The sequence below is a fragment of the Undibacterium sp. FW305-107 genome (assembly GCF_058788535.1).
In genome coordinates this window covers 200,447-219,407 of record NZ_JBYTAV010000009.1, presented here as the reverse complement: position 1 = coordinate 219,407, position 18,961 = coordinate 200,447, and the positions used below count along the sequence as shown (strand labels likewise).

The 18,961-nt window shown below is 52.4% G+C and carries 15 protein-coding genes; 8 read left to right on the top strand and 7 right to left on the bottom strand.

The window, feature by feature from the left end; genetic code table 11:
- Positions 1-246 precede the first annotated feature (246 nt).
- From AC3WQT_RS20670 to aptA, 5 genes are all read right to left on the bottom strand, one after another.
- On the bottom strand, positions 247-1,695 hold the full coding sequence (locus AC3WQT_RS20670; protein ID WP_492706624.1) for an NCS1 family nucleobase:cation symporter-1: 1,449 nt from the start codon (positions 1,693-1,695) through the stop codon (positions 247-249).
- A 178-nt stretch (positions 1,696-1,873) separates the two neighbouring features.
- Positions 1,874-3,148, bottom strand: a complete 1,275-nt coding sequence (gene preA, locus AC3WQT_RS20665; protein WP_492706622.1) for an NAD-dependent dihydropyrimidine dehydrogenase subunit PreA — start codon at positions 3,146-3,148, stop codon at positions 1,874-1,876.
- A gap of 1 nt (position 3,149) precedes the next feature.
- Positions 3,150-4,508 carry an NAD(P)-dependent oxidoreductase gene (locus AC3WQT_RS20660; RefSeq protein WP_492706621.1) on the bottom strand — a complete coding sequence of 453 codons (1,359 nt, stop codon included), beginning with the start codon at positions 4,506-4,508 and terminating at the stop codon, positions 3,150-3,152.
- A gap of 61 nt (positions 4,509-4,569) precedes the next feature.
- Positions 4,570-6,069, bottom strand: a complete 1,500-nt coding sequence (locus tag AC3WQT_RS20655; RefSeq protein WP_492706619.1) for a CoA-acylating methylmalonate-semialdehyde dehydrogenase — start codon at positions 6,067-6,069, stop codon at positions 4,570-4,572.
- 13 nt (positions 6,070-6,082) lie between these two features.
- On the bottom strand, positions 6,083-7,393 hold the full coding sequence (aptA, locus tag AC3WQT_RS20650; protein WP_492706617.1) for an omega-aminotransferase AptA: 1,311 nt from the start codon (positions 7,391-7,393) through the stop codon (positions 6,083-6,085).
- Positions 7,394-7,569: 176 nt separating this feature from the next.
- Between aptA and AC3WQT_RS20645 the strand changes: the two genes are divergently transcribed.
- The 3 genes from AC3WQT_RS20645 (at position 7,570) to AC3WQT_RS20635 (ending at position 11,431) form a co-directional block, all read left to right on the top strand.
- Positions 7,570-9,012, top strand: a complete 1,443-nt coding sequence (locus AC3WQT_RS20645; RefSeq protein ID WP_492706615.1) for an aminotransferase-like domain-containing protein — start codon at positions 7,570-7,572, stop codon at positions 9,010-9,012.
- On the top strand, positions 9,005-9,676 hold the full coding sequence (locus tag AC3WQT_RS20640) for a TetR/AcrR family transcriptional regulator (protein ID WP_492706613.1): 672 nt from the start codon (positions 9,005-9,007) through the stop codon (positions 9,674-9,676). The genes AC3WQT_RS20645 and AC3WQT_RS20640 overlap by 8 nt, the downstream gene beginning before the upstream one ends.
- Before the next feature lie 144 nt (positions 9,677-9,820).
- Positions 9,821-11,431, top strand: a complete 1,611-nt coding sequence (locus tag AC3WQT_RS20635) for a DUF3369 domain-containing protein (protein ID WP_492706611.1) — start codon at positions 9,821-9,823, stop codon at positions 11,429-11,431.
- A 13-nt stretch (positions 11,432-11,444) separates the two neighbouring features.
- On the opposite strand, the gene AC3WQT_RS20630 is transcribed toward AC3WQT_RS20635, so the two are convergent.
- Positions 11,445-11,876 carry a MerR family transcriptional regulator gene (locus AC3WQT_RS20630; protein ID WP_492706609.1) on the bottom strand — a complete coding sequence of 144 codons (432 nt, stop codon included), beginning with the start codon at positions 11,874-11,876 and terminating at the stop codon, positions 11,445-11,447.
- Between the two features lie 83 nt (positions 11,877-11,959).
- On the opposite strand from AC3WQT_RS20630, the gene AC3WQT_RS20625 reads away from it, so the two are divergent.
- On the top strand, positions 11,960-14,566 hold the full coding sequence (locus tag AC3WQT_RS20625) for a heavy metal translocating P-type ATPase (RefSeq protein WP_492706607.1): 2,607 nt from the start codon (positions 11,960-11,962) through the stop codon (positions 14,564-14,566).
- A gap of 89 nt (positions 14,567-14,655) precedes the next feature.
- Positions 14,656-15,576, top strand: a complete 921-nt coding sequence (locus tag AC3WQT_RS20620; protein WP_492706605.1) for a metallophosphoesterase family protein — start codon at positions 14,656-14,658, stop codon at positions 15,574-15,576.
- A 25-nt stretch (positions 15,577-15,601) separates the two neighbouring features.
- Here AC3WQT_RS20620 and AC3WQT_RS20615 read toward each other — a convergent pair whose 3' ends face one another.
- Positions 15,602-16,036: a MarR family winged helix-turn-helix transcriptional regulator gene (locus tag AC3WQT_RS20615; protein WP_492706603.1), complete on the bottom strand. Its 435-nt coding sequence runs from the start codon at positions 16,034-16,036 to the stop codon at positions 15,602-15,604.
- 85 nt (positions 16,037-16,121) lie between these two features.
- On the opposite strand from AC3WQT_RS20615, the gene AC3WQT_RS20610 reads away from it, so the two are divergent.
- The 3 genes from AC3WQT_RS20610 to AC3WQT_RS20600 all read left to right on the top strand — a co-directional run bounded on the left by AC3WQT_RS20610 (position 16,122) and on the right by AC3WQT_RS20600 (position 18,918).
- Positions 16,122-16,496, top strand: coding sequence for a cupin domain-containing protein (locus AC3WQT_RS20610; RefSeq protein WP_492706601.1), 375 nt, complete (start codon positions 16,122-16,124; stop codon positions 16,494-16,496).
- Positions 16,497-16,701: 205 nt separating this feature from the next.
- Positions 16,702-17,742 carry a GMP reductase gene (locus AC3WQT_RS20605; RefSeq protein WP_492706831.1) on the top strand — a complete coding sequence of 347 codons (1,041 nt, stop codon included), beginning with the start codon at positions 16,702-16,704 and terminating at the stop codon, positions 17,740-17,742.
- A gap of 423 nt (positions 17,743-18,165) precedes the next feature.
- Positions 18,166-18,918 (top strand): energy transducer TonB, encoded by a 753-nt coding sequence (locus AC3WQT_RS20600; protein WP_492706599.1) that lies wholly within the window; start codon positions 18,166-18,168, stop codon positions 18,916-18,918.
- The last annotated feature ends 43 nt before the right edge of the window (positions 18,919-18,961 follow it).

Genomic DNA, 18,961 nt, shown 5'->3' with positions numbered 1-18,961 from the left:
TGCGAGATCAGGGAGGTCGCTTCTCGTAGGTTGGGCATCGCTTTATCTGCCCAACACTGGGCTTTCAAAAACGTATACGTTAATTTAGTATCGTAGGTTGGGCTACGCTTCACCAGCCCAACACTCGGCTTTCAAAAAACGTATACGTTATTTGAGGCACAGTGTTGGGCTGATAAACCGTAGCCCAACCTACGCATTCGCCAACCTCGTTCTTGTACCTACTCCGTGATTTTGCACATTCAAAATTCAAACTTTCTTACCACTCATCAAACCCATATACACCACACCAGACAAGGCCAGGCCGACGAACCAGGCGTAGGTGTAGATGGTTTTTAATACTTCTGGAATAGCCGGGAAGCTGGCAGGGAAAGCTGCATTCAAAAAACCCGGGATATTCGGCAAGACGCCGATCACGAAAGCGATCACGGCGGCCATGTTCCAGCCATTTTTATAGCTGTACTTGCCTTCATCCTGATACAGGGCTGCGACATCAATTTCTGTCTTGCGGATGAAGTAATAATCGATGATCAGAATACCGGCGATGGGGCCAAGCAAGGCAGAATAACCGATCAGCCAGGTGAAGATATAACCCTGGGTAGATTCCAATATCTTCCACGGCATCATGATGAGGGCGATGGAGGCGGTGATATAGCCACCGGTTTTATACGAGATCAGCTTTGGGTTCAGGGCCGAGAAATCATAAGCCGGGCCGACGAGGTTGGCGGCCAGGTTAACGGATACAGTATCTATCAGCAAGATCAGCAAGGCGATCAACACGGCAATGCCCGTCATGCGGCTGGCGAGGTCTACCGGGTCCCACAGGGCTTTGCCGTACAGAACTACCGTGGCAGAGGTGACGATCACCGCCAGCAAGGCAAGCAAGCCCATGGGTGCGGGCAAGCCTATGGTCTGGCCGAGTATCTGGTCTTTTTGTGATTTGGCAAAGCGGGTAAAGTCAGGGATGTTCAAAGCCAGGGTAGCCCAGAAGCCGACCATGGCTGTCAGTGAAGGCCAGAAGGCAGACCAGAATTGCCCGGCTTTTTTACCACCTTCGACGAATTGGGAAGGTTGATCCAGTAATGGGCCAAAGCCGCCCGCCTTGTTATAGACCCAGCCCAGCAGCACAAAGCAGATGATGATTTTCAAAGGCGCGGTATAGGTTTCCAGCTTGCGTATCGAATCCATGCCATGGAAGATGTACCAGAACTGTATGGCCCAGAAAATCAGGAAACACACCAGTTGCGCAGCGTTAATGCCCAGGCCTGCAATATTGTCACCACCGAGAGGATGGCCTAACATGACGCCACCCAGGGTATAAATCATTTGCCCACCAAACCAGGTTTGTATGCCATACCAGCCGCAGGCGACGATGGCACGCATAAAGGCAGGCAAGCGTGCGCCGCGCACGCCAAAGGAAGTGCGCGCCAGCACGGCATAAGGGATGCCGTACTTGGCACCGGCATGGCCTATCAGTAACATGGGGACGAGTACGATGGCATTGGCAAGGAACACGGTGACCACCGCCTGGTAGCCCGACATGCCGCCTTCGATAAGGCTGGCCGCCAGCGTATAAGCCGGAATACACATGACCATGCCGACCCAGAGCGCAGCAAAGTGATACCAGCGCCAGGTGCGCTGTGCTTCTGAAGTAGGTGCTAAATCCTCATTCCAAAGTTGCCCGCTTTGTGTCTGCATATACTCTTCTCCAGGTGGAATATTCGAAAAAATTCAGGTACGAAAGCTATAGCAAACTTTATTCCAGATGCTGATGATGTGCAAAATATCCTCACCACTTGAAGGGGAAGGAGTCTAAACACCCAGATTACTAAATCTGACAGAATTTATACCCCCACTCCCCTCCAAGTACAAGCAATTATTTCAACACCGCACGCGGGTTGCGCGGGTCTTGTGTCCAGTTCATATACGGCTTGCCAGTTGCCTGGGGCACCATGGTGATGCACTGTTCTACCGGGCAAGTGATCTGGCAGAGGTTGCAGCCTACGCATTCTTCCTTGATGACTTCGTATTTGCGGGTGCCGTTGTCAGCAATCAACTGGGCAATCGACTGATGCGATGTGTCTTCGCAGGCAATATAGCAGCGGCCGCATTGTATGCATTTGTCCTGGTCTATTTCGGCAATGACGGCATAGTTCATGTCCAGGTATTTCCAGTCTGTCGTATTGGCGACGGCTTTACCGGCAAAGTCACTGATGCGCTCGTAGCCTTTTTCATCCATCCAGCGGGACAAGCCGTCTGTCATTTCCTTGACGATGCGGAAACCGTGCAACATGGCGGCAGTACAGACCTGCACCGAACCTGCACCCAGCGCCAGGAACTCTGCTGCATCGCGCCAGTTGCCTATGCCGCCTATGCCTGAGATGGGCAGACCCTTGGTGGCCGGGTCACGCGCGATTTCTGCCACCATGTTCAAAGCGATAGGTTTGACTGCGCTGCCGCAATAACCGCCATGCGTACTTTGCGTGCCGACGATGGGGCGGGCGATCATCTGGTCGAGGTCTATCGAGGTGATGGAGTTGATGGTATTGATCAGCGACACTGCATCAGCACCTCCATTGAAGGCAGCGCGGGCTGGTATGCGCACGTCAGTGATGTTGGGTGTGAGCTTGACGATGACGGGCAATGAGCAATATTTCTTGCACCAGCGCGTGATCATTTCCACGTATTCTGGCACCTGCCCTACTGCTGCACCCATGCCGCGCTCTGGCATGCCGTGCGGGCAGCCGAAGTTGAGTTCTATGCCGTCTGCGCCTGTGGCTTCTACCAGTGGCAGGATGCGTGCCCAGCTTTCTTCTTCGCAGGGGTACATCAGGGACACGATCATGGCGCGGTCTGGCCAGTCTTTTTTGACTTGCGTGATTTCGCGCAGGTTGATTTCCAGGCTGCGGTCGGTGATCAGTTCTATGTTATTGAAACCCAGCACTTCACGGTTCTTGCCAAAGTGGGCAGAGTAACGCGAAGAGACGTTGACCGGTGGCGGGTCTTCGCCCAGGGTTTTCCAGACCACGCCGCCCCAGCCTGCTTCAAAAGCGCGGATGACGTTGTAGGCCTTGTCGGTCGGTGGAGCAGAAGCCAGCCAGAAAGGATTGGGTGCCTTGATGCCGGCAAAGTTAATCGAGAGGTCAGCCATATTACACCTTCGCTTTCAAATCATTATCAATCGCCAGCGCTGCCAGCTTGCCATGTTGGACTGCCTGTACCGTCAAGTCCTGCCCGTCGGCGATGCAATCGCCACCGGCATAAATGCCTGTGACACTGGTGCGGTACTGCCCATCCACATGGATTTTGTCATTCTGCTTTTGCAGGTCCTTTGCCAGTGCATCTGACAGGCTGCTGTTGTCCATGCTTTGGCCTATGGCTTTGAAAACGGCTTGTGCGGGGATGTCGATAGTGGCACCGCTGGTTTGCAATTTGCCGTCCACTTCTTTGGTACGGGCAAAACGCATGCCACTGACCTTGCCTTCTGCATCGCGCAAGACTTCTTGCGGTTGCGCCCAGGTGACGATGCGCACCTGGTTGGCCTTGGCGATATCCTGTTCATGATGGGTGGCAGACATATGTTCCGCACCACGGCGGTACACCAGAGTGACTTGCTCTGCACCAAGGCGTGCGATTTGCACTGCCATATCGATGGCAGTATTGCCGGCACCGATGACCACGCATTGTTTGGGTACCGGCAGTTTAGTCAGGTCTTCTGCCTGGCGCAGTTCGGCGATGTAATCGACAGCTGCCATCAGGCCGGGGGCATCTTCACCTGTCAGGCCTAGCTGGCGGCTGGCACCCAAGCCAAGGCCGAGGAAGACGGCATCATAATCACGGCGTAAATCTGCCAGTTGCAAGTTGTGGCCCAGTACCTGTTCATGCTTGACGGTGATGCCACCAATTTGCAGCAGGAATTCCACCTCACGCTGGGCACTGTCTTCCGTCAATTTGTATTTGGCGATACCATATTCATTGAGGCCACCGGATTTTTGTTTTGCTTCAAAAATCACGACATCGTGGCCTAATGTCGCCAACCTGTGCGCACAGGATAAACCAGCAGGGCCACCGCCGACGATGGCGACTGTTTTACCTGTGCTGGCAGCGCGCTGGAAAGGATGCTGTTCGAATTTTGCATTGTCGAGTGCAAAGCGTTGCAGCAGACCGATCTTGACTGGTGCACCTTCTGCATCATGATTGCGCACGCAGGCATGCTCGCACAAAATCTCAGTTGGGCAGACGCGTGAGCAGCTTGCACCAAGGATGTTTTGATCGAGGATGACTTTGGCCGCACCATTGATATTGCCGACAGCAATATTCTGGATAAAGCTGGGCACATCAATTTCTGACGGGCAGATGCGTGTGCAGGGAGCGTCGTAACAATAGAGGCAGCGGTCACTTTCTATCGCTGCCTGGCGCTTGTTCAGTGCCGGATTCAAGTCAGTGAAATGCGAACGCAGCGTTTCCTGACTTTCTTCTGCCTGGGGTAAATGCTTAAGGGCTTCCAACATGGTGGCTCCAATCAATCTCGGTTTGCTAACTTTTTTCTAAAAGCAAGTTTCGTGACAGCGATTATTTATTTTGAGGGAATGAAAATTCTGCCCCCTTAGAAATACTGTCTGGCCAGCGCTGCATGACTGCTTTGACGCGGGTATAAAAGCGCACGCCTTCAGGGCCATAGATATGATGATCGCCAAACAGGCTGCGCTTCCAGCCACCAAAACTATGGAAGGCCATAGGCACAGGCAAAGGTACGTTCACACCGACCATGCCAACCTGTATCATGCGCACGAATTCACGTGCAGTACCACCATCGCGCGTGAAGACGGCGACGCCATTGCCGTATTCATGTTTGTTGATGAGGTCTGCTGCTGCCTCCATGTCTGGTACGCGTACTACGCACAATACCGGGCCAAAAATCTCTTGTTTGTATACAGTCATTTCTGGCGTCACATGATCGAACAGGCTGCCACCGCAGAAGAAACCTTGCTCATGTCCTGGCACTTTGAAGTTGCGTCCATCAACAACAAGTTTCGCACCTTCTGCCACGCCATCGCCTATCAGGCTTTCTATGCGCTCCTTGGCGGCGTGAGTAATGACCGGGCCCATTTCTGCATCAGGGATAAGGCCATTATTGATCTTGAGGGATTTGACCCGCGCTGCCATGGCATCGACCAGGGCATCAGCAGCAGAACCAACGGCGACGGCAACCGAGATGGCCATGCAGCGTTCGCCAGCAGAGCCATAAGCTGCGCCCATCAAGGCATCGACCGCCATATCCAGATCAGCGTCTGGCATGACGACCATATGATTTTTTGCACCACCCAGTGCCTGCACGCGCTTGCCATTGGCGCAACCGCGTGCGTAGATTGCCTGGGCAATCGGGGTGGAACCGACGAAGCTGATGGCCTGCACTTCCGGATGATCAAGCAATGCATCAACGACAGTTTTATCACCTTGTACAACATTGAAAACACCGTCAGGCAAACCGGCCTGCTTGAGCAGTTTTGCATGCAGCAAGGATGCAGATGGATCACGCTCGGACGGTTTCAGAATAAAGGTATTGCCGCAGGCGATAGCGATAGGAAACATCCACATCGGCACCATGACGGGGAAGTTGAATGGCGTGATGCCAGCGACTACACCCAGCGGTTGGCGCATGCTGCAGGCATCAATGCCGCGGGCGATTTGTTCGGAATATTCACCCTTCAACAACTGTGGAATGCCAATCGCAAATTCCACCACTTCTATGCCACGCGCGACTTCACCTTTGGCATCGGCCAGGGTCTTGCCATGTTCCTTGGTCAGCAGATTGGCAAATTCATCGGTGTGCTGTTGCAGCAGGTTCAGGTAAGCCATGAGCACGCGGGCGCGCGACAGGGCTGGTGTGTTTGACCATGCAGGAAAAGCCTTTGCGGCTGCGGCAACTGCCAGGTTAACATCCTGCTCGCTACCCAGCGCGACCTGGCCCTGGACTGAACCGAGCGCAGGATTATAAATATCGGCAAAACGTGGCTGCACGCTTTGATGCAGTTCGCCGTTGATGTAGTGATTGACTTGATATGTGGTCATGATGTTCGCCAGATTAATCGAGGTGTTTCAGAATGTCGTGCAGTTTGCCGAACAGCTGGTCTACGTGTTTTTTCTCCAGAATCAATGGAGGTGACATGGCGATGATGTCGCCCGTCGTGCGTACCAGTACACCTTCAGCAAAGGCTTTCTTGTAGGCGGCCATGGCGCGTGCACCGACTTTGCCGGGCATGGATTCGAGCTCTATCGCACCGATGAGGCCGACATTGCGCAAGTCTATGACGTGCGGCAGGCCTTTCAATGAATGCAGGCCGTCTTCCCAATAAGCAGTCATGCTTTGTGCATGTTCCAGCACTTTTTCTTCCTTGAATACTTTGAGGGAAGCCAGGCTGGCAGCAACCGCCAGAGGGTGACCGGAATAGGTGTAGCCATGGAACAGTTCTATGCCTGCCGGGCCTTCCATCAAGGCGTCGTAGATTTTTTGATGGCTGAATACCGCTCCCATAGGCACGACACCATTGGTCAGGCCCTTGGCAGTCGTCATGAAGTCAGGCGTGACGCCAAAGAAATCGGATGCGAATGGCGTACCCATGCGGCCAAAGCCGGTGATGACTTCATCAAATATCAGCAGGATGCCGTGTTTATCACAAAGTTCACGCAGGCGTTTCAAGTAACCTTTTGATGGCAGGATAACGCCAGCAGAGCCAGCCAGTGGCTCGACGATGACTGCAGCGATGGTGGAGATATCATGCAGGGCAATCAGGCGTTCGAGCTCATCTGCCAGGTGGGTGCCGTATTCTGGCAAGCCACGGGTGAAAGCATTTTTTTCCAGGTTATGCGTGTGTGGCAGGTAATCAACACCAGCCAGCAAGGTGCCAAACTGTTTGCGGTTGGCAGGCAGACCACCGAGTGACATACCGCCAAAGCCAACGCCGTGATATGCACGTTCGCGGCTGATGAAGCGGGTGCGCTGGGCTTCGCCACGGCTGCGGTGATAAGCCAGCACCATTTTCATGGCAGTATCAACAGCTTCCGAGCCGGAATTGGTATAAAAGACCTGGCCGAATTTGTTACCGCTATAGTCGATCAACTGTTCTGCCAGCTCGAAGGCTTGCGGGTGGCCGATCTGGAAGGCGGGTGCGTAATCCAGTGTCGCTACGGCATCTTGTACCGCTTTCACCACAGTTGGATGGGAATGGCCCAGCGGCACGCACCACAGGCCTGCCGTACCATCGAGTATCTCGCGGCCATTCTGGTCGCGGTAGTACATGCCAGAGGCAGATGCCACCAGACGCGGGGCCTCTTTATAGTCACGGTTGGCCGTGAAAGGCATCCAGTAGGAATTGAGTTGTTGTTTGCTGAGCATGGGCTTCTCCTGAAAACAATTTACCAAGTGGTAAAAATATGCTGAAATGTTAAATAAGCATATGCAGTAATGACATATACAGCCAGTTTAATTTCATCCAACCGTATTGGTAGCCGAGACATAACAGTTGTGTGCACCTGCACAATTTAGTTTATGTCTAGCGAGGAGTAAAAAGCATGGACGCCGTAAAAGAAATGCAGGCAATAGAGCAAAGCCCAGTCTGGCCGCAACTGTCGCTGGAGCGCAGCCGCCAGGCCAGCCTGGTCGACCAGATTGTGCAAGAGGTAACCAGGCTGGTGCGGCAGAATGACCTGGCGCAGGGTAGCAAAATGCCCTCAGTGCGGCAGTTTGCAAAATGCAATGCGGTCAGCACCTTTACAGTTGTGGAGTCTTATGAGCGGCTAATTACCCTGGGCCTGCTCAGTTCACGACGTGGTTCTGGTTATTTTGTCACCAAACCAGCCTGTACACCGCAGCCCATGGCGCAAGCCGTCATACCTAGCGCGCTGGATGCCTTAAGCCCGGATTTGTATTCTGGCGTATCTAGCGCCCTGCCGGTAGGTTCTGGCTGGTTGCCGCCAGAGTGGTATGGCGATGATATTTTGCTGGATGCACTTAAGCAATCCATGCGTATCCCTACCCAGCGCCTGCGTGGCTATGGTAACCCGCTGGGTTTCCCCAGCCTGCGCCAGCACCTGGCCGGCAGCCTGTCACAGGAACTGTTCAGTGTTGATTCTGAACAGATATTGCTGACCCATGGTGCTACCCATGGTTTTGACCTCATCTTACGGACGCTGTGCAAGCCTGGTGACACCGTACTGGTAGAAGACCCCGGTTATAGCAATCTGCTATCCCTGATACGCCATCACGGCTGCATACCTATAGGCATAGCCCGTGATGAAAAAGGTCTGAATCTCGACAGCCTCATGGAAAAAGCTCTGCTGCACCAGCCCAAGCTGATGTTTGTGAATACGGTCTTGCAAAACCCGCTGGGCACCAGCCTGAGCCAGGCGCAGGCACACCGCCTGCTGGCTTTGGCAGAACAGTTTGACTTCTGGCTGGTGGAAGATGATATCTACCGTGAACTCTGCCCACGGCCTGAACCTTCACTGGCAGCGATGGATGGTTTGCGCCGTGTGATACGGGTGGGCAGTTTTTCCAAGACGCTATCCCCTACCCTGCGTGTAGGCTCGATCTGCGCATCGCATTCTTTGGTAGGTGAACTGCTGAGGGTGAAGATGCTGGCTGGTTTGACGACATCTGAAATCAATGAACGTGCCGTGCTGCATGCAATCAGCTCGCGCCTGTACCGGCGCATGCTGGAAAAACTTAAACGCCAATTGGAAACCTCGCGCAATGCCAGTATGGACATGCTGCTGGCAGCAGGTTTGACACCCTTGGCTGAACCACGTGGTGGCATGTTCATCAGCGCGGGCTGGAAAGACAGCAAGGCTAGTGCCAGCGAGATTTCACGCCAGGCTTTGCAAGAAGGCATCTTGCTGGCACCAGACGAGTTCTTTAGCTTGCGCGCCAGTGATCACCCCTGGTTCCGTTTCAATATCGCTTATAGTGATGCGGATGCATTGAAAGCTTTTTTGATGAAGCAGCACCATGGATAGGGCGCCGGATAAACTCACGCGCTCACGCGATGCACTGGAGGCCCGTATCATGCAGGCCGCAGTCGAGGTATTTGCCGAGGCTGGTTATGCAGGCACGGCGCTGGCATCAATCGCCGAGCGCGCTGGCCTGTCGAAGCAGAATCTGCTGTACTACTTCCCTACCAAACAGATACTGTATGAGAAGGTGCTGGATCAGGTGTTGGACCAATGGCTGGACCGTATGAATATCCTGGCGGACCCCGAGCATGACCCGGCGACACTGCTAGGGAATTACATACGGGCCAAACTGCGCTTCTCGCGTGAGCAGCCTCAAGCCTCACGTGTATATGCGATGGAAGTCATCAGTGGTGCACCTGTATATGCCGAGACCATGCGGAATAAAATCCTGCCGTTGTTACAGAAAGATATCGCTGTATTTGAGGCCTGGATGGCGGCTGGCAAAATTGCTGCAGTGAATACGACACACTTGTTATTTTCGATCTGGGCGATGACGCAGTCCTATGCCGATTTTGCCGCCCAGATGAGCCTGGTACTGGGACATAGCCCATTGAATGAAAATGATTTTGAGGAGGCCGAGACATTAATTGTTGATATGGTATTGCATCGACTGCGACTCAATGCTGTTACGTCCAGCGAAACCGCCATCACTACGGCAGCAATGTGAATGTCTGTCAAATACCACATAATAAAATGATGCTGGAAGGCATTTTCATAGAATTGCTGGCATAATAAATTCCCAGGATACAGGCCGTTTCGATTGATTATCTGACCAAAAGTCATGTTGCAGTGCAAATGATCGGGGGAGTGCATGAATCACGAACAGGGATCAGAAGAAGACTGGATCATTGAAGATGAAAGTAATGACAAGTCACAGGAACAGCTGGACACCTCATTTGAATCACACCCCTGGCGACTGCTCATCGTTGATGATGAAGAAGACATACATGCCGTTACCCGCCTGGCCCTGAACAATATCGTTTTCAAGGGACGCCCGCTGGACATATTGTCAGCCCACAGTGCATCAGAAGCGTTTGACATTTTAAGCAGGGAAAACGACATCAACCTGATCTTGCTGGATGTCGTCATGGAGACCGATGACGCCGGTTTGCGCCTGGTAAAACGCATACGCGAAGAACTCAAGAATCAACTGGTGCGCATCGTACTGCGCACTGGCCAGCCTGGCCAGGCACCTGAAAAAAGTGTCATTGTCGATTACGACATCAATGACTATAAAACCAAGACCGAACTGACTACCCAGCGCCTGTTCACCACGGTGATAGCATCACTGCGTGCTTATGAAGGCCTGCTGTCGATAGAGCGCAGCCGCATAGGTTTGACACGCATACTGCAGGCATCTGCCAATTTGTATGAGTTAAAGTCATTGAAGGAATTTGCCTGTGGCGTGCTGAACCAGATCGGCGCCATCCTCGATGTCGGTGCTGATGGCGTCTTATGCCTGTCACGTAATCCGCTTGGCACACCAGATGGCAATCTGCAAGCCAGCGTTATTGCGGCGACCGGTACTTACAGCAATTTTTCTGGACTGGATAAATTGCCGCAAGATTGTGAATGGACCGTCATCGTCGAAAAAGCCTTCAACGAAAAGAAAAGCCAGTTCCAGCATCCTGCGGATGTCTTGTTCATACACACCAGGCAAGGCCATGAATTTGCCATCCTGGTGACGCCGCCCTGGCCACTGGGGCAAATGCAGCGCGACTTGCTGGAATTATTCTGCGACCGCATTGCTGCCGCGTTTGATAATCGCTATCTGAACGAGCAATTGCAAAAAGCGCAGGAAGCCTCGGTTGTCGCCCTGACTGACCTTGCAGAATCCCGCGATACCGATACAGGTGGCCATGTACAGCGCGTCTGCAGACTGACCAATGCCATTGCCAGTGAACTCAAGCGACGCAATAATTTTGCCACTGACCTGACACCACAATTCATGGAAATGGTGGGTATTGCCAGCATCCTGCATGATGTGGGCAAGGTGGCGACACCAGACGCGGTCTTGCTGAAAGCTGGCGGCCATGACAAGGAGGAGCGCGTCATCATGGAATACCATGCATTGGCAGGTGAAACCGTGTTGGCGCGTGCCGCTACCATGGTGGACGGTGTCAGCTACCTGACTTATGGCTCACAAATTGCAGGCAGCCATCATGAGCATTTTGATGGTCATGGTTATCCACGCAAATTGAAAGGGGAAGATATCCCCTTGTCAGCACGCATCGTTGCAGTGGTCGACGTGTTTGATGCCTTATTGCACCGCCGTCCCTATAAGGAACCCTGGTCACTGGAAGACACGATCGCCTATATCAAATCCCGGAGCGGCACACAATTTGACCCTCTGGTGGTGGATGCCCTGATCCACTACGTGCAAACCGAGAAGCCGGACTGGGTCGCCAACGGTGAGCACTGAGGCAGAACTTGCTTCAGTGTTGACAAGCTTTCACTTCGTCAGGACTGCTGCTCGCCAAGGCCTGAATTATCGGGCACTGCACCTGCTGCGTTGATGACACGCACTGGTGTATCAACTGAGTCAACATGTCTTCCATCCTGTGCAGATCAGCCAGTTTGGCCTGTACTTGCAGCAAACGTTCCTGTGCGACATCGCGTATGGCTTGCCTGTCATTACCATCTTCCAGCATCAGCAAATTGGCGATTTCATCGAGGCTAAAACCCAGTTCCTGCGCCCTTTTGATAAACCGTATGCGCTCTGCCAGGCGGGCTGGGTAGGTTCTGAAGCCACTGGCAACTTCAGGCACAGGCAGCAAATCGCGGCGCTGGTAGTAACGTATGGTTTCTACGCCCACGCCCGCTGCCTTGGCCAATTGCCCTATCGTATATTGATCTGCATCAAGCATAGCTAAAAAGTCCTTGACTCTGTTCTTGGGTACGGGGTCTATGATAAGCCAATCAAGCTAATTTTGTATTGGAAGGAAAAACGATGACTCAAGACCAAACAAATCACCAGCATATGGGCAGTTGCTGCGGGCACAAGCATGAAGCGCAGCCAGGCACTGAACAAGAAAAAACGCAGGACAAGAAATTCACAGACCCTGTGTGCGGCATGCAAGTCAGCAAGAACCCTGAGAAAATGGCCCGTTTCCAAGGTATTGCCTACTATTTTTGCAGCACTTCCTGCGTCAGCAAATTCAATGCTGCGCCAGAAAACTATGTCAAAGCCAAGAAGATCATCGGACTAGGTAGCGTTGCTAATGTCAGTGGCGATGCAATGCAAAGCGATGCACAGGGTGAGCACAAGGACCCGGTTTGCGGCATGCGTGTCAATGCGCAAAGCCAGCATCAGTTTGTACATGCAGGACAAAGCTATTATTTTTGCTGCAACTCTTGCCTGGAAAAGTTCCGTAAAGATCCAGCTGCCTGGCTGGACCCGGCCAAACGCCCCGTATCCAAGCCCGTCGCCAAGGCAGTAGCGAAGGATGCGATATTCACCTGCCCCATGCATCTGGAGATAGAACAAGTTGGCCCCGGCACTTGCCCGCTTTGTGGCATGGCGCTGGAACCCAAGGAAGCTTCGGCAGAAGAAGATACCAGCGAACTGGACGATATGACGCGCCGCTTCAAGTTCAGCCTGGTGTTGAGTTTGCCGTTGCTGATCATGACCATGGGTGACATGTTGCCTGGCGTGTCTTTTCACAGCCTGCTGGGTATGACAGTGTTCAACTGGCTGCAATTCCTCCTGGCGACGCCTGTGGTGTTATGGGCTGGGCTGCCATTTTTTGAACGTGCGCTGGCATCCTTCAAGACCATGCACCTGAACATGTTCAGTTTGATAGGTGTGGGCACGGCTGCCGCCTATGTATTCAGCCTGGTGGCATTGCTGTTGCCAGACATTTTGCCCGCTGCCTTCAAGATGGATGGCATGGCGCCCCTCTATTTTGAAGCTGCGGCCGTCATCATTACTTTAGTCTTGCTTGGGCAGGTGCTGGAGTTGCGTGCGCGTTCGCAAACCAATGCAGCCATCAAGGCACTGTTGGGTTTGACACCGGCAACTGCGATACGCATTGCTGCCGATGGCAGCGAGACTGAAATTGCACTGAACGAAGTGCAGCTTAATGATAGCTTGCGTGTCAAGCCAGGCGCGCATATTCCTGTCGATGGCGTATTGCTGGATGGTCATAGCAATGTTGATGAAGCCATGCTGACGGGTGAACCGCTGCCAGTCAGCAAACAGGCTGGTGACAAGGTCAGCGCCGGTACCATCAACCAGCAAGGAAGTTTCAGTATGCAGGCCCAACGCATAGGCAAAGACACTTTGCTGGCCAGCATCATCTCCCTGGTAAATCAGGCTGGACGTTCACGTGCACCGATACAGAAGCTGGCTGATCAGGTATCCGGCTGGTTTGTGCCTGGCGTGATTGCCGTTGCCGTGCTGGCCTTTATAGGCTGGGCTATCTGGGGACCGACACCGGCACTGGCGAATGGTTTGATGGCCGCAGTATCAGTATTGATCATCGCCTGCCCTTGCGCGCTTGGCCTGGCGACACCGATATCGGTCACGGTTGGCATAGGCCGTGGTGCCCATGATGGCGTTTTGATCAAGGATGCCGAGGCACTGGAAAGACTGGAGAAAATCGATACCCTGCTGATAGACAAAACCGGCACCCTGACCGAGGGCAAACCAATGCTGCAAAACTTTAGCGTTGCCAGTGGCGAATCAGAAACAGATTTACTCGCGCTGGCAATGGCACTGGAGCAGCGTAGTGAGCACCCGGTCGCCCATGCAATCGTCACCTATGCAGAAGCACGTGGCTGCAAGCCAGCAGTGATCAGTGACTTCACGTCGATCACGGGCAAGGGTGTCCGTGCCATGGTGGGCGGCAAGCCAGTCTTGCTGGGTAATCCTGCGCTGCTGAAAGAGCACACCATCAATTTGTCGAATCTTGAACAGCAAGTCACCGATTTGCAGATGCTGGGGCATACCGTCATGTTGATGGCAGTTGATCAAAAAGTGGTAGCCTTGCTGAGTGTGGCAGACCAGATCAAGAACAATAGCAAGGATGCGATTGGTCAGTTGCAGCAGCAGGGCATGCAAATCATCGTGCTGACTGGCGACAATGCCAACACGGCGCGGGCGGTGGCAAAACAACTGGGGCTGGATGATGTGCGCGCAGACTTGCTGCCAGCAGACAAGTTCCGTATCGTGCAAGAATTGCAAGCACAGGGACGCATAGTCGCCATGGCCGGCGATGGCATCAATGACGCACCGGCACTGGCGCAGGCCGATGTGGGCATTGCCATGGGCAGCGGAACCGATGTTGCCATGCATAGCGCCCACGTGGTGCTGGTGAAAGGCGATTTGCGCGGCATCGTCAAAGCCCGCTCCCTGAGCCAGCAGGCGATGAAAAACATCAGGCAAAACCTGTTCTTTGCCTTTGCCTATAATTTTGTTGGTGTGCCTGTGGCTGCCGGGCTTTTGTATCCTTGGTTCGGGATTTTGCTGAGCCCCATGATAGCCAGTGCAGCAATGAGCCTGAGCTCTGTTTCGGTAATCAGCAATGCGTTGCGCTTACGGCACGCCAAACTATAAAATTGGCTCGCCAGGAACAGGTAAAATACGCGCCTGTTCCTGTCCGCTGCCAGCGCTGTGCTGGTTGAAAAGTTTAATAAGAAGAATTCATGCGTATTTCCATTCTGGCCTTTTACATTGCCACCCTGTTTATTTACCCCGCACACGCAACCGAAAAAACAAAACTGCCTGACAAGAAACCTGCTGAAAAACCCATCAGCGTGACCATCTACGCTGCTGGTGATATCGCCGCTTGCAAGAAAAAGAACCCGCTCGAAAGCATGGCAGCCAGAACTGCGGAATTGATTGCCGCAAGTCTCGCCAAAGACAACACAGCCAGAGTGATTACCTTGGGTGACAACACTTACCCGGTCGGCAAACCCGAAGAATTCACAAAATGTTATGAACCGACCTGGGGTCGCTTCAAGGATAAAACCCTGCCCTCGCCTGGCAACCATGATTACGGCATGCCCAGGGCTTTAGGTTATTACAATTACTTTGGTGAACTGGCGGGGCCGGACAGACGCGGCTACTATGCGACACAATTGGGTAAGTGGTTAATTCTCTCACTCAACAGCAATCTCGATAAAAACCAGATGCAAGTGCAATTGACATGGCTGAAGGCAGAGCTGGCCAACAAGAAGCAAAACTGCACGCTGGCCTTCTGGCATCATCCTGTATATAGCTCAGGTGGCCATGGCAATAATAAAAACATGCAGGAAGCCTGGGCCATGCTGGTAGCAGCAAAAGCTGACGTCGTACTTGCTTCGCACGATCATGATTACGAACGCTTTGTCCCGCTGGACGCCAATGGCGACACGGATGACAAGAACGGCATGCGCAGCTTCATCGTTGGTACCGGTGGTGCCAAACTGACGCCCATGTTTTTACCCAAAGGCGCGACCGAAGTCCGCGATAATTCTACCTACGGCGTATTGAAACTAAGTCTGCATGACAAGTCTTATGAATGGGAATTTTTGCCTGTGCCTGGGCAAAGCTTCAGCGACAAGGGCAAGGCCACCTGCCACTGATCGCAGTTATTAAGCCCCTCCCCGCTTACAAAGGGCGTAATTTAGGCAAACCACCCGCTGAGTCATCTCCATCTGCGACTATTTGTTCGAGTGCATTGCGCATGGCCTTGACCTTACTTGCCCCCAGTCGATCGCTCAAGTGGCGTTCAAACTCCTGGTGGAATGCGTGAGCCACTTCCATCAGGGCCAGCGCACGTGGCGTCAGGTGCAGCAGACGCACCCTTGCATCGCTCGCATCATCTTCGCGCTGGACATAGGCTTTCAGCACCATGTCATTAATGATCTTCAAGGCACCCTGCGGCGTCATTGCCAGGCTGTCTGCGACTTGCTTCAAATTTTGTGGATTATTCTTCAGCAAACGAAAAACATAGCCAAAAGAACTTCTTATATCGGCGTAGCCTTGTTGTGCCAGGTGCTGGTGCAATTGCTCCTTGAAACTGCCAAAAGCCAGATTCAGCAATACACCCAGATCAGTATTTGCTTGCGTGGTAATTTAATTCACCTTAGTTTATAATCTTTGGTGAATTATATCACAAGAGGAAATCATGAATCTGATCGAAGCGTCGTCCGCCAAAGTTTTTACCATGCATGAGGCCATATTTACCGGCCTTGCCTCACCCAGCCGCGGTTCTCACGAAAATTCGGCCTGGATCGTTGAATTGAGTTCCAACAAACCCGGCGCCACCCACGAACTTACGCGAGAAGAAATATTTATCTGTCTTGCGGGCACGGCAAAAGTGAGCATGGGGGAAGAGCATCTCAGTCTGAGTGCAGGAGCCTGCCTTATCGTACCAGCGCATACGCGATTCTCTCTGAGCAAGACCAGTGAAGAGAATTTCCGTGCTGTCGCGATATTGCCCGTGGGTGCAGAAGCAATACTGGAAAATGGTCAGGTTTTTGTGCCACCGTGGGCGCTCTGATAAGCTCTCCCTAGCCTCTGTCAACATATTAGCCTGGCAATATCAAGCGCATCCGGAATATGAAATGGATGATATCGTCCATATGAAATTCAAATAATGATTCCGGATTTTTTTGCACTATACTCAAGTACGGCCCAACGACTTGATCGCATTGCTGCGTCAAGTCGTGATTTCCCGCGTCCGCCAGGCGCATACTGGAGTCGTCATGCATATAGAAGAAACCCTCAGGCTGGATTTCAAGGACGTTTTGATACGCCCCAAGCGTTCCACCCTCACCTCCCGTTCTCAAGTCAACCTCGAACGAGAATTCGTTTTCCATCATTCACGCAAGACTTATCACGGCATCCCCATTATTGCTGCCAATATGGATTCCACTGGCACCATGGAGATGGCTGCCGCACTGGACCCACATCAATTGTCGGTTGCCCTGCACAAGCATTATGATGAAGACGCGCTGGTTGAGTATTTCTCTGCCCTGCAAAGAAAATCGACGGCCTTCTATTCCATGGGCATTACCCAGTCTGATTTCGAAAAATTCTCAGCTGTCATGGCGCGTGCACAAAATGCCATTGAGTATGTCTGTATAGACGTGGCCAATGGCTATACCGAAGGCTTTATCAATTTCGTGAAAAAGGTACGCACCACTTACCCTCACCTGACCATCATGGCAGGCAATGTGGTAACTGGCGATATTACTGAAGAGCTGATACTGGCTGGCGCGGATATCGTCAAGGTGGGCATAGGCCCTGGTTCAGTCTGCACGACCCGCAAGATGACGGGTGTAGGCTACCCGCAATTATCCGCCGTCATCGAATGCGCCGACGCTGCCCATGGACTGGGTGGACAGATCTGTGCCGATGGGGGCTGCGTTGTACCCGGTGATCTGGCCAAGGCCTTTGGTGCAGGTGCCGACTTCATCATGCTGGGTGGCATGCTGGCTGGCCATGATGAATGTGCCGGTGATCTGATAGAACGCGATGGTCAGCAGTTCAAGCGCTTTTACGGCATGAGCAGCCGCGCTGCGATGGACAAGTATGCCGGTGGTGTCGCCAAATACCGCGCATCTGAAGGCAAGGAAGTATTGATCCCTTATCGCGGCCCGGTGGAAGCAACTTTGCAGGATATTCTGGGTGGAGTACGTTCTGCCTGTACTTATGTGGGCGCGCACAAGCTCAAAGAACTGACCAAGCGCACAACATTTATCCGGGTGACACAGCAATTAAATGAAGTGTTCGGAAAATCCTGAAGCAAATGAAATCTATTTATCACTAAATATCACTAAACAAGCCCAACATAATCTAGTAACAATACTACAAGCCAGCTTCGAAGGAAGTTGGCTTTTTTTTCACAATTCGTATCATTTAAATGATTTAGCCAGCATTTGGCACAAATCCTGCATAGTTAGGTATGACCAGGACAACTTTGATATATCAATTTTCACAATTTCAATCACATCTGTGATTTGAATATTGCTAAGTGCCTATATCCATGGCAGGATAGTCGTTCGGATTTGTGAAAATTTACTTAGCAGCAAACAAATCGATTTTGCACCGAATTAATGCATTTATTTTTGATCGCACTATTTCCATGCGTCCGTCTTTTTCGCAGCGAAGCAGCCGATTGTTTGATTTAACTTTAGCTTTAAAAACGGTCTTTTGTCTGGAGTAATATGAAAACGGTAGTTATTAAAAAAACAGGGAAGCTGTCATTTCTTACTTTCAGCCTGGCATCCAGTGCTCTACTCATTAGCGCTTGTCAAAAGACCCCGGAGCCAACCCCTGTTGCCAGTGCGCATGACGCACCAGCATCCAGCGCCATGCCTACCGGCCTGGTAAAAAATCCCGTTAAACATGGCGACACTGCCGACGTGACCAAGTGGATGGACATGGCATCCAACAAGTCCGCTGCACAAATTGCCAAAGAAGAAAAACTGGCGAAAGAAGCAAAGGAAGCCAAAGAAGCGAAAGAGGCTAAAGACGCCAAGGATGCAAAACTGGCAGCAGAAGCAAAAGCCCTGGCAGCCAAAGTCAAAGAAGTACCCAAGGTCGCATCCGCGACGGCAACAGCGCCTGCACCTACTCCTGCACCCAAGCCTGTTGAAGCACCACCACCAGTAGTCGCTGCGGCACCCAAGCCTGCACCAGCGGCAGCACCGGTAGAAAACCTGACCTTGAAAGTTGTCTCCAGCATACAACCTAAATACCCCAGCACTGCAGTACGTGCAGGCATCACTTCAGGCGTAGTCAGTGCGCGCGTACACATTGATACGGACGGTAAGGTCTCGCAGGTAGAGATCGTCAAAGCCAATCCACCCAAGCATTTTGACAAGGAAGTGATTGCCGCAGCATCCCAATGGAAATATGCACCTATCTCCAAACCCCTGACAACGCTGCTGGAATTCAATTTCAAACTCGATAATTAAAGATTGGAAATTCAAAAAAGCCAGTCTGATATAAAGTCAGACT

What these genes read in the sequence shown, in the direction of transcription:
- AC3WQT_RS20670 (WP_492706624.1), bottom strand. Translation starts at nt 1,695, where the DNA reads ATGCAGACACAAAGCGGGCAACTTTGGAATGAGGATTTAGCACCTACT.
- preA (WP_492706622.1), bottom strand. Translation starts at nt 3,148, where the DNA reads ATGGCTGACCTCTCGATTAACTTTGCCGGCATCAAGGCACCCAATCCT.
- AC3WQT_RS20660 (WP_492706621.1), bottom strand. Translation starts at nt 4,508, where the DNA reads ATGTTGGAAGCCCTTAAGCATTTACCCCAGGCAGAAGAAAGTCAGGAA.
- AC3WQT_RS20655 (WP_492706619.1), bottom strand. Translation starts at nt 6,069, where the DNA reads ATGACCACATATCAAGTCAATCACTACATCAACGGCGAACTGCATCAA.
- aptA (WP_492706617.1), bottom strand. Translation starts at nt 7,393, where the DNA reads ATGCTCAGCAAACAACAACTCAATTCCTACTGGATGCCTTTCACGGCC.
- AC3WQT_RS20645 (WP_492706615.1), top strand. Translation starts at nt 7,570, where the DNA reads ATGGACGCCGTAAAAGAAATGCAGGCAATAGAGCAAAGCCCAGTCTGG.
- AC3WQT_RS20640 (WP_492706613.1), top strand. Translation starts at nt 9,005, where the DNA reads ATGGATAGGGCGCCGGATAAACTCACGCGCTCACGCGATGCACTGGAG.
- AC3WQT_RS20635 (WP_492706611.1), top strand. Translation starts at nt 9,821, where the DNA reads ATGAATCACGAACAGGGATCAGAAGAAGACTGGATCATTGAAGATGAA.
- AC3WQT_RS20630 (WP_492706609.1), bottom strand. Translation starts at nt 11,876, where the DNA reads ATGCTTGATGCAGATCAATATACGATAGGGCAATTGGCCAAGGCAGCG.
- AC3WQT_RS20625 (WP_492706607.1), top strand. Translation starts at nt 11,960, where the DNA reads ATGACTCAAGACCAAACAAATCACCAGCATATGGGCAGTTGCTGCGGG.
- AC3WQT_RS20620 (WP_492706605.1), top strand. Translation starts at nt 14,656, where the DNA reads ATGCGTATTTCCATTCTGGCCTTTTACATTGCCACCCTGTTTATTTAC.
- AC3WQT_RS20610 (WP_492706601.1), top strand. Translation starts at nt 16,122, where the DNA reads ATGAATCTGATCGAAGCGTCGTCCGCCAAAGTTTTTACCATGCATGAG.
- AC3WQT_RS20605 (WP_492706831.1), top strand. Translation starts at nt 16,702, where the DNA reads ATGCATATAGAAGAAACCCTCAGGCTGGATTTCAAGGACGTTTTGATA.
- AC3WQT_RS20600 (WP_492706599.1), top strand. Translation starts at nt 18,166, where the DNA reads ATGAAAACGGTAGTTATTAAAAAAACAGGGAAGCTGTCATTTCTTACT.